This window comes from Ekhidna sp. ABH4_415 (genome assembly GCF_056161305.1).
The window spans coordinates 1-12,383 of the sequence record NZ_JBSWYW010000014.1; the positions used below are offsets into that span (position 1 = coordinate 1).

Below are 12,383 nucleotides of genomic sequence, written 5' to 3' on the forward strand. Positions count from 1 at the left end.
CCGAAGATTACTTGTATTCAAGTGCCAGAGATTATGCAGGTGTCAAGGGGTTAATAGATGTTGAGTTCTTGGATTGAATGGCCACAAGTTGCAAACTTGCGGCAGCATGGGGTATGGTGAGGGTCAGACATCTAAACTGACAATAAAATGAAAATAAAAAAACTAATTAGAATAGGAGGAATCATAACCATAATAATGGTGATTGTAGGTTCTATCTATTTAAGTAATCGAAGAAAAGCTTATCGAAGTGAAGATTTACAGCTTGAAAAATATGGGGTTATTGAAAATATTAAAATCAGTGATGTTAGAGATACTCCATATTTTTCAATAAATGGAGAATGGGTCTATCTTGGTTATTATGGCTATTCATTAATAAATGAGGCGATGGTAAATAATTCAATCTCCAAACCTAATGGAGATGATACATTGTTGATGTTTAGAAAAAACGAATCGAAAGAGTATACCTTAATTAGAAAGATCAGGCTTAGGTAATGTAATTAAAAGGAAGAAATTCCCCAACTAGCGCAAGCGGACGCTTGTGCTTTATTAGCTAACGTACATTCCAATCGATGCAGCACCCCGCACCAGGGATGGAAGCGGCACCCCGCATGGGAGGATAAGCGGGTAGGCCGGAGTATAGCGGACAGCCCGGCTGGTGCCAAAAAAATACAACCACCTCCAGCTGGTAGCGTCCATGCTATCTCTCCAGGATTCTCTGTAATTGGTCCTGAATATCGTGCGTCACTGCAGAAAGCTTAATACGTTAGCCAAAAAACAAGGCAACTACTTGGGAGATTTAGTAGTTTGTGATACTTTGCAAGTACCTTTTCACTATGTCTCAAACTTAGCCTAAAGTAATGAAGAGCATTTTATTTTTAGCTGTGTTTTCAGCAGCTATCTCACAAGCGCTGTGTCAAATACTTCCCTCAGCCGCATCTCAATCCACCATAAAAGAGATAAACTTACCGGTCAATGCATTCAATGGCACAGCATCCGTATCTGTGCCTTTGTATCATGCACCTCTTTTAAAAGGTGGAGGCATTCCTGTTGGTATTAGCTACACTACAAGTGGGATTAAAGTAAATGAAAAATCCGGTCCGGTTGGGCTGGGGTGGAACTTGGTTGCCGGCGGTAAAATTACACGGATCGTACTGGGTCACCCGGATGAAGAGTCACCTGTCAATACCAACAAAACATTTTCGAATCTATCAGATGCATTATTTAATCATCAGGATACAGAAAAAGATATTTTCTACTTTGAATATCCTGGTGGCGGTGGTCGTTTTATTTTGGGTCATGGTTTTAACACTCAAAACCTTCCAAAGGATTATGATAACATTTTTTCATTGCCTGATTCGGAACTTAAGATTGAGTTCCATATCGAAAATCCTTTAGATTCATATTTCACGATCACTGACCCGTATGGCAATCGATATATTTTCGGTGATACCCCTGATGCACGAGAAGTAACAAAAGTGGAAAGGAGCCAGGTGAATGAAACAGCATATGACCCTTCATTGACAGAGGAATATATATCTACATGGCACCTAACCACAATTGACCATGCAGGGATCACTGATTCTGAAAATACCACTTTTAACTATGGGACTGAGGGTCAATCTACAGTGGTAGAGGAGGGTTCTGAGACACAGTTTATTGCATTGGGAAATTACATGGAAGGGATTAGCCCGCTCTATGATCAATGGGAAAGATTGCCGGGTGGAAACCTCTGGGAGGGTGAATGGGTGACAGAAATAAGATACGATGCAACCGCAACGCGCACAGAGACAGCAGTAAAGAGACTAACAGAAATTGTTACCACCAAGGCTAATATTCAATTTAATTATGAGGACAGAAATGATATGCCGGGAGCTATGAAATTAACCTCGTTGCAGCTTAAAGATTCTTCCGGAGGGATTGTTTCTAATACCACGTTTGACTATCAGACCAATTATGCAACTTCCTCTTACCATTTTGATCTCAATTACCCTCAGATCCCACCTGCGAAAGATATGCAGCGTTTGATGTTGAAGTCAGTGAAAAAGGATGGATTAACTATCCGAAAATTCAACTACAAGCACGAAGAATCAGAAGCTGACAATAATTGGTTTCAACTACCACCAAGAGGATCATACTACACGGATCATTGGGGTTATAATAACTCCGGCCCACACCATCGTGCATATGTTCCATTTCCATCAGCAATTGAGGAAGATATAAATGAGCAAGGGCAGACAGCTACGTTTGCATTGGCTGGTATGGATAAATCCAGTTGGGCTTCAGCCAAGGCAAATATCCTTACGGAGGTACACTTTCCCTCCGGAGGATATACCAGATTCAGGTATCAAAATCACCCCAATGGAGGAGGTGTTCGGGTGTACAGGATTGAAAGCTTCAACGAATATGATGTGCGGATCAGTGGCACTGAGTACGAGTACTACGATGGAGATCTGACCAACTTTGTTGCGGGACCACCACCTGCCTACGTTCGGTATGTGGAGAGAATCTCTGATTCTGAAGATCGTTTTGTGGTTTTTCCTCAAGCAGAATCATTGGTTTATGATCTCAATGGGTCTCCTCACGGATATAGAAAGGTGAAGCAAACGAATTTATTAAACGGATCATCAGTCGTTCATCACTACAAAGCTGATTATGGAGAAACCGATATTAATCCGTTAAAAAATAGATTTAAGCTAGAAACACTTACGGAGAATCTAGTAGATGAGGCAATATCCTCTACACCATATCAATCTCCGTATAGCTCCTACGACCTGAAGGTCTATGACAGAGGTTCAGAAGTCAAGACGGAGGTTTTTGATGAAAGTGGAATGTTGATTAGCGAAACAGTCTATGACTATGAGCATGCACCGACGACAGCCCTTTTCTCTGGTTTGGCGGTTGATAAGTTAAGGACTGATCGTGATGAGCTTTTTAGTTTTCTTACCCAGGATGTACATATTGTCTTTACGTCAGAATATGAAATTGAGGTGAAAGCCCCGCGGTTGAAAACAAGAACTACAACTACCTATGATGCAGGTGGCGAGGTGACCAACATTGCGTCTTTTGATTACGACAGTTTTCACAAAACCTTGCCTATTCAGGTTACAACAGAATCGTCCACCGGTCATTTTAGTCAAAAAAATATTGATTATCCCTTCAGTAATCTGAGTGAAGTAGCAGACCGATTTGAAGATCCGGGTGTGTTAACAAACATGAAAAATAACAACCAGGTAGCCATACCTATTCAGGAGAAAAGCCTCATCAAGTATCCGCATTACACTGGATACAAAGTTTCCGGAGCACGATTGACAACTTTTAAATCGTTTGGTGATCAAATACTGCCTCATCGTTCATATTCATTAATGATGAATGAACCGGGAACATTTGATCCTTCAAACTACCTGCTTGTTAGCACGAACGATTACAACGCCAATGGACAACTTATTAGCCAGATCGGACGAAGTGGCATTGAACAGCGGTACAGCTATCATGCGGATGGCACTGTTGCAACCAGTACGTTAGCCAATGGCAATGGGGAATCTCTGTCAACCAGTTATAGTTATGAGTCATTGGTAGGGGTGAGATCAGTAACTGGTCCGGATGACAGGTCAGTAAGTTACGAGTACGATGACCTGAATCGATTACAAACGGTTAAGGATAATGATGGGAGCATAGTCAAAAGGTACCGGTATAATTATGGTAGTGATGCAGATGATTTTCAGTCAGAAATGAGTGCCAATCTAAGTATTAGTCATCCGAGACTTATCGACACTTCCATCGCATTTAGCGCTACAGATGTTCAAATGTATGGGGAGGGAACTTACAGCTGGCGGGTAGATGGCGTATCAAAAGGAGAAGGGAAAACCGCATTCCATTCATTTAATACGGAAGGCTCGTATTCATATACATTTACTATGGAAAATCCGGAATACGCAAACAACAAAGTATACGATGGCTCAGTAATGATCTATGAAGATTATTGGTCTTTGAATCCAATCAATGGACCATCATCAGCTTGCGCTTATCCTAACAATGCGATTGACTATTCTCATGAAATGGATATAGACGATCTAGTCTATAGTATAACTCACAAGACAGGGGCATTCAATTGCGAGGATGCTTTGCCGCTAGAATATACCTGGACGTATGATGTGGGCAATGGACCGGTTTCTATGGGCACAGGTTCACAAGCCATACTGGCAAAAGATAACAATGAAATAAGAGGCTCTACCGGAACGGTAATCATAGAAGTAACGGCAACTGATAATTGTGGGATGACAAAAACGATCACAAAAAGTGTTCAAATCCAAACTTGGGACAGTAGCTGCGGAGGTGAAGACACTGGAGGTGGTGGAGATGGTGGTGATAATGGTGATGGAAGTCCAACCAACCCATGGTCGGTTCAAATAACCGGTGGAAATGCTCAACAATCGATATGTCCGACTGGTGAACCTTCTTCGTTTACTTTCGGGTCGCAAATCAATGAAGGGGATCACTCATGCACCAATTCTAGCTATAGCTATACATGGGAATATGTGGTAAATAGTCAGACGTATCCTTTAGGAAGCGGAACCAGTAAGACGGTAACAAGGAGTGCGTTATTACAAAATGGATCCACATCTGATTCTTACACAATAAAATTGACCGTAACAGATGAATGTGGGGAGTCAATGACCCACAATGTTCCTCTTACGTTCAAGTTGAATTGTTAAATGGTTTTCCGAGTTGTTGGGTTGGTATTTATTCTCGCATGCTTAGGGGCAAACGCTCAAATTAAATTCGATGTAAACGTCTCTGACAAACACCTGAAGAAAGTAGAAAAGTCCAAGGATGCCCGGTCTAAACTGAAGGCATATAAGCAAGCGTATTCCAAGGACAGTATCAAAGCAGCTAAGAAGGCCTGGAAGACATACAAACGTGAGAATAAAGACAGCCTGAAATCCATCGGTAAATGGAAGGGAATAAAATTAAATAAGAAAGCATTTATTTTAGGTAAATACAAACCCAAAAATCCTAAGGAGTATGCCATTGATTACACCCGGTTTGATCCTCCGGAAGATTCGGTTGACTGGGCGCTTCAGGAGCTTTCCAAACGAGGAGATTTTGAGCAGGTACAAAAAATCTATGAGGCGTATGGTCAGTATGATTCAGCTTACCTGGACCAGTTCAAACCAGACTCCATGCAGCTGGATAGTGCCGTGCTGGCGGACCGCTTTCAGATGAAGGAACGACTGGAATCCTACCTACCGGAAGAACTCAGGCAGGAAAGTGAATTCAAGGTATCGGAGCAAATGAAGGATGGGATAGTAGATGAGTATGGCAACATTCAGCAAATCGACCGCTCCGGAGTTACCGACTTCTTCCAAAACATTTCCCCGGAAGAGTTTACTAAGTCTCAGCTTTCGCTAAAAGCTGCTAAAGAGAAATATATAGTGGTGCCTGATCTCAGTAAAGAAGAGGAGGGGATCAAACGCAATTCCCTTGAAGGAACTCCCTGGAAGGAACGTATATTTCTAAACGGCAATATCACGATCCAATCCACAGATCCGGTTATTCTGGATTCAAATATTCAGTTGGGTTATCGTTGGAGTCAATCCTTTTCATTAGGTCTGGGACTAATGTTGCGTGAGCAATTGAATAATCGTGACTCCACCTCACTGACGGGTGATGCACACGGCTTTAGTTTGTTTACAAACTATGACATATTCAAAGGGTTCTTTCTATACACAGAATATCAATTGGTAAAGAACAAGTCATTGTTCCAGGAATCTACCTCTTCTACTTCCTGGCAATATGCTGCATTAGCCGGTGTAGGTCGTCGCTTTAATATCTCCAGAAAGGTCAGTTTAAGTGTCTCCCTTCTGTATGACTTCAATTATAAAAATAACACCCTCAATCAGCGACCGCTTACTCCGAGAATTGGATATCAGGTGAGCTTTTGAGGTGAATTGTTAAGGTTGATCAGTGCTATCAACGACTTAATTCTATTACTTATTTATGTGACTGATAGGACTTCCTGAATCTATTTTAGAAATGAGATCATGAAGTGCTACAATCAAGATGAACAGACCTTTTCTAATTTATTTGTTATTTGGCCTATCAGTGAAGCCATTACGAATGATACAAAAATTAATCTCAAAACAGATAGAGATGTTTTACACTTTTTCTTTAAGTAATTGATAATCAATGTTTAATAAATCCTCTTACGGACTGCAAAAAGGCTCGTGTACACTTTCTCTGTGACTTCACACAGGGCCTATTAACGCTACGTGATTCCCTGATTTTAGCCATTTAAGGGAATTACGCTAATAATTCAATTCAATCATGCTCACTTTTGAATATGCTTCGATACATGAAGGTCGAAGTTGAAGTATTAACCGTCAAAAAATATTTACTGCCATGAAAAAGTATCTGGTGATCAATTACTCTGATCAAGACAAGCTTTACAGGTTGTTGATTGTCACTCATAGTGAGTACACCCAATATTATCAAGATTGTGAGATGACTTTTCCAATAGAAAAGCATTCAATAGCCAAGAAAGTATTGAATAATCTTAATAGAGCTTCTCTTTTCAATCGTACGGTTAGTCAATCCTGTTAGAAAAAGCGGAAAAATGACCGTGTGATTACAATTTATGTTAACTAAAACTCAGAAGATATGGACTTACAAAAATTAGAAAGCCTCATAAATATGATAATCTTCATCAATCATTATAAGCAGAAGAGCAATGTAGAGCACTTGCTGGAGGACAACCTTTCGGACTCAATCCAGGAAGTGAAACAACAATTTGGTGGATATCTGGAAGATCACCTTTTCGACGTATATGATGATTATTTTGAAGATGATGAGATCAAACCGCTTGATCAGTATTTTTCCAGAAATGGAGTAACAGTAGACGGAGAAGAGCTGGGTCTCAAGGAAGTGAACGTGTACATAAAACCCTATCCCTTACGAATTGAAGTTGCGAATCCTGAACGTAATTTCAGAAGTGTGGTTTGGCAGGAAGCTGCATAGTATTTATTTGGTCTGTTTTTCTATACAATTTGAACACCCTTGCTATTCGCACTAAATAAGAGAGCGATTTTTCCTAACCTCTGGATATTACGTAAATATGATCCATATATCTCAATGATTCATCATTTATATAAATCCTGATTTTATCGGTGTTTATAATTTCTAGATTATCATTCATCGAATGATGTCCTAATTGAACCGGAAAATTCCCCCAGCCATCGAACAACATGGAAATCCTCCGTGAATTTCCTGATCTTTAAAGGTTAATTTAAGTGTCAACCGACATCTGTTGGAGAGCATTATTTATGTTGAATAAAACGGCCTTATTTGTTCTTATTTTTTGTGCAGCGTTATTCGCTCATGCTACTACTCTGCCCAATTGCGCAGGTGATGCCACCTTAGATACCAACATTGAAGATGGAATTTCTGTTCCAAGCGGACAATGTGCATTGCTTGATCAAAATATTGGAACGATATCTGGCAATATATTTTTAAACGATAATGCCACTTTAATCATTTATGGCGACATCTCTCTCATAACGGGAAATGTCTACCTGAACCCTGGCGCTACCATCCAAATATATGGGAATGTTGATCAGGTTAATGGGTCTATCACTTTAGATGAGGCGGACCTGATAATGTATGGGAGCCTTACTTTAAATGGGTCAGTCACAATCATTGACCCTGCAAACTTTACCATGAACAGTGCCTCTCTAACCTTATCTGGAGGTGACTTTAACATTGATGATAATGGAGCAAATCTATTCATGAATCATGGCAGTGTGATAGATATTCAATCCGGTCAGTTTGATAATCAAGGAGGGGCTGGTGATATCAATTCAGACGGTTCGGCAAATCAAATCATCACTTCTACTTTCATTGGTTCAGATGGCCCTTTTACATGCTCAGGAGCTTCATGTACAGATACTCCAGGTGTCACCAAAGGAGTAACTATTTTGGAGACAAATGGTCGAACAGTCACCTTTGAAAGTGGAGTTCTGGATAAAATCGGATTTGTATTAAATGAAGAACCTTCTGATGATGTGATCATAAGTTTTAGCTCCAGCAATATAGGAGAGGCCACTGTTAGCCCATCTTCCATCACATTTACAGATTCGAACTGGGATACTTATCAATACATCGATGTAACGGGAGTTGACGATGCGATTGAAGACGGAACGCAACAACTCTATATTGAGACAAGTATTTCTTCCTCTGATGCTACCTACAATTTACTTACCGTTCCTGATGTGGTTGTGCTTAACAGGGATAACGGAGTAAATGGCTCGAGTTCATATAATTTACCACCTGCTGCCGGTTCCGCAACCCTCAACACCAATGAAGAAGAAGCAAAATTCATCGCCTTTTCAGATTTGGGGTATAGTGACCCGGATGGAGACCCAATGGCGAAGCTTAGAATTGATTCATTGCCTCAAAATGGTTTAGTCTTCATAGACGATATCAACGTAAACGGGGTGTACGACGCAGGAGAAGAACTGACCTTAAATGATGAAGTAACGAAAGTACAAATTGATGCAAATACCTTTGGTTATCTACCTAATCAAGATGAGTTTGGCGTGTCCTTTGACTATTTTAAATTCTCTGTTTCTGATGGAACCAATTACAGCGAAGACACAGGCACCATCACCTTTGATGTAACTGCCGTGAACGATGCACCGTCAATCACCGTACCTGCTGATCAGATTGTTAACGAAGATGATGCAATCACCGGCATTGCCTTTTTTGTAGATGAAGGAGGAGGAGCGGATGAAGACGTACAAACCCTCACGGTTACTGTGACCAGTAGCGATCAATCGATTGTAAAGGATGTAAATATCATCCATGATTACGGAGATAATGGGGTAAATTCAGCCAGTCTGGAGAGTCCAGAGATTGACATTACACCCGAGCCGGAAGCATTCGGAGAAGTCACCATAACGATTTCAGTTCAAGATGATGGTACAGGCACACCTACAACAGTAGAGACTTTTACGCTGAACGTTCGACCGGTCAATGATCAACCTACGTTCGTGCCGGGCACAGATATCACCATCAATGAGGATTTCGGTTCTTACACAGCAGGTTGGGCTACCGCGATTAGTAAAGGACCTGCCAACGAAGACGATCAAACGCTGACTTTTAATGTTGTCAATGACAACAATGCCTTGTTTGAAGTGCAGCCAGCTATTAATGCTTCGGGAGTTTTAACATTTACCCCAAAAGAAAATGCTTTTGGCCAGGCCAATGTAGATGCCTACTTATACGATGACGGAGGGGTGCTCTACGGTGGTGTGGACACCAGTCCTACCGAGGGTTTCAAAATCACGATCAATGAAATTAATGATGTGCCAACCGGCGCAGATCAGGGCATAACTATGGCTACCTCATCTACACATGCTTTTGCATCTGCTGAATTCAGCGATCAGTATAATGATGTAGAAGGGGATCCTTTTGATGGCATTCGTATCGTGGAGCGTAGCGGAATAACGCTGGGTTCACTAACATATAATTTCATCCCAATTGTCACTAATAATTTCGATGTTTCTGTAAATGATATCTCTAAGTTGCGGTACAACTCTCCTGGGTCAACAGGGGTGTTCAATTTCACATTCAAGGTCCAGGATGACAATGGTGCGTTTAGTGATGAAACCTACACCATGTACATCACTGTTGGCCCACCTAACCTTCCTACAGGTAATGATATTACAAATACCATTGATGAAGATTCCATTCATGTCTTCTCTATAGCAGAATTTGAAGCTGGATATGGCCATGCTGATGGTCTTCCTTTTGATGGAATTAAGGTTACTACTTTAGAGACCGTTGGTGCGCTGAAATTGGATGGAAGCGATGTTACGCTCAATCAGATCATTGATAGAACCAGCCTCTCAAACCTCACATTCTCACCTAATGCCGACGAAAATGGCGTGGGATATGATAGTTTCGGCTTTACCGTTTTAGATGCTGCGGATAATGAAAGTGCTTCCGCTTACACCTATACCTTTGATGTGACCGCCTTAAATGATGCACCTGTTTTTACCCTGGCCGGAAACGAATTTGCCTACGATGAAGAAGGTGCGCAGAATATTGCCGGATTTTTGACCGGACAGGATGATGGAGATCCGGACTTAACCCAGGTCTTAAGCATAAATGTTACAAATTCGGACAACTCATTGTTTGACGTTCAGCCTGCTATCAACCTGTCGACGGGTGAGCTTACCTACACCCCAGCTGATAAAGCACAAGGGCTTGCGATTGTAACAGTAACGGTCTCTGATGATGGAGGCACGCCGAATGGTGGAGAGGACTCAACAGTAAAAACCTTTAAGATCACCATCATGGATGGAGTGTCTACCACCCCAACAACTATTCCAGCAGGATCTTATATCATAGACATGGGTAATCCTACGGGACTTGAGGATGGATTATTGCCTTATGGGTTGGTTTTCGACCTAACCTCCAACTACGATGTGCCTGTCTCCATTGCTTTTGATGTGAATAAAGCTAAAGATGGGATTGATTTTTCACATGAAGGATTTGATTACAAAGGTGCTCCTTTTATCATCTCCGAAGAATACATCACTCCAGAGATAGCTGCCGTGATAGCTTCCTGGGAGGATAATGGATCGAAGGTAGGTGGAGCTGGTAAAGAGGGGGTAGAAGGAAATTACACAACCGTCGATGCTACCAATGTGCCTGTTTACGTCACATTTTCTTCCTATCCAACCTGGACCATAGATACACAAAGCGCTGGGATCGCCATTAATTATTTTGACCTGGCAGGTATTCCATCGGCTGCCTACAAGACGGCTTACCCTTACGAGCTGGATGCCTCAGATGATATCTTCGTATTACCTCATGCAAACCCAACCTGGGCGGACCATAGTAACCTCTACTATTGGAATCAGTCCTTGGATAATGGTGGACAGGCTGGCTGGATTTGGGCGGGATGTCATGCAGTCAGTGTCATCGAGAATTTGAGCAATCCAAATGATAGCACAGAAAAAATGAATTTTCTTAGTGACCCTGAGCTCCTTCATTATTCTGATGATGGTCATGCATCTGGTACCGGTCCTTACACCTATCGATATCCGGGTCATCAGTTTATGCAGTTTATGGGCACCTATGATGGAGCCACAAACAATGGCTCAGAACAAATCTATTTACCTGATTTGAATGCGAAATGGAGGGAAAGTTCTCAGGTAGCAGTTTTTGATCCTGATCATCCGGATATCCCAACAAATAGTCCCGGAGAAGCCGCTAAGATGGTGTTTGGACCAGCTTTTGGGGATCCGGCAAATGGAATGGTCCTTTATCAGGGAGGACATACATTAGACGCAGGGACTGATTTAGAGAAAGTAGCGGCTATTCGAGCATTTTTGAATTTCTCATTTTTAGCCCCTGTAGCTAAGGTTCCTGTTACCACTACCTTTTTCGTGCCGGATGAAATGGGACAAGGAATCTCATATAGCTTACTAATTGATGCAAGAGGCCGAGATGGCTTAACACCTACCTATGAATGGACAGCTTCATGTGGCGGAACCTTTGATGATAATACCTCAGCAACGCCTAATTATACTCCGCCTGTTGTTGGAGTTTCAACTGCCTGTCTCATATCTGTTAAGATCACCGATAGTTTTGGAAGGCAATCCTTTGAAACACAAAATGTGACCATTTTACCTACTGACGCACCCACATTCACTTCATTGACCAATCCGGTCAAAACCACCAATGAGGATGTGGAAGTAGAAATCACTTTTGCTGAATTGCTAGCCGCTTCTGATGCCAATGATACCGATGGTACAGTGGATGCTTTCCTCGTTCAGTCTGTGCTAAGCGGTTCATTGAAAATTGGTACCGATGCTGCTTCTGCTACTCCATATGCAGAAAATACAAATGAGCGAATCGACGCATCTAATAATGCCTATTGGACACCCCCTTTGAATGACTTTGGGACGATAGACTTTGTAGAAGTCATTGCTCAGGATAATGACAATGCCAATTCCACCGATCTCGTTACAGGTAAAATATTGGTGAATTCAGTGAATGATGCTCCGAGCTTCATGAAGGGAAATAATCAGGTTGTCAACGAAGATACGGGTGCCCAAAGTGTGAGCGGATGGGCGACAGGGATGAGTCCGGGCCCTGCGAATGAGAGTGGCCAGACATTAACCTTCACGGTAACGAACGACAACAACGGGCTGTTCAGCAGCCAGCCTGCGATCGATGCAAGTGGGAACTTAAGTTACACGCCAGCAGCGGATGCCAATGGATTAGCGAATGTCGATGTGGTGTTGAGTGACGATGGAGGCACGGCGAATGGTGGAGATGACACCTATGCAACGCAGACCTTCACGATTACGGTAACG

At 41.9% G+C, this 12,383-nt stretch carries 6 protein-coding genes; all 6 read left to right on the forward strand.

The genetic code is table 11. From position 1 onward, the window contains the following. The first annotated feature begins 147 nt into the window (after positions 1–147). Positions 148–492, forward strand: a complete 345-nt coding sequence (locus tag ACXAH9_RS17090; RefSeq protein WP_474896066.1) for a hypothetical protein — start codon at positions 148–150, stop codon at positions 490–492. 365 nt (positions 493–857) lie between these two features. Further along, positions 858–4,712 (forward strand): RHS repeat domain-containing protein, encoded by a 3,855-nt coding sequence (locus ACXAH9_RS17095; RefSeq protein WP_474896067.1) that lies wholly within the window; start codon positions 858–860, stop codon positions 4,710–4,712. Further along, positions 4,713–5,942, forward strand: coding sequence for a hypothetical protein (locus ACXAH9_RS17100; RefSeq protein WP_474896068.1), 1,230 nt, complete (start codon positions 4,713–4,715; stop codon positions 5,940–5,942). It begins immediately after the preceding gene. A gap of 457 nt (positions 5,943–6,399) precedes the next feature. Beyond that, entirely contained in the window at positions 6,400–6,600 is a 201-nt protein-coding gene (locus tag ACXAH9_RS17105) for a hypothetical protein (RefSeq protein ID WP_474896069.1), read from the forward strand. A gap of 57 nt (positions 6,601–6,657) precedes the next feature. Then, positions 6,658–7,014 carry a hypothetical protein gene (locus ACXAH9_RS17110; protein ID WP_474896070.1) on the forward strand — a complete coding sequence of 119 codons (357 nt, stop codon included), beginning with the start codon at positions 6,658–6,660 and terminating at the stop codon, positions 7,012–7,014. Between the two features lie 272 nt (positions 7,015–7,286). Continuing rightward, positions 7,287–12,383, forward strand: a 5,097-nt coding sequence (locus tag ACXAH9_RS17115; protein ID WP_474896071.1) for a hypothetical protein, incomplete at its 3' end; no start/stop codon positions are given.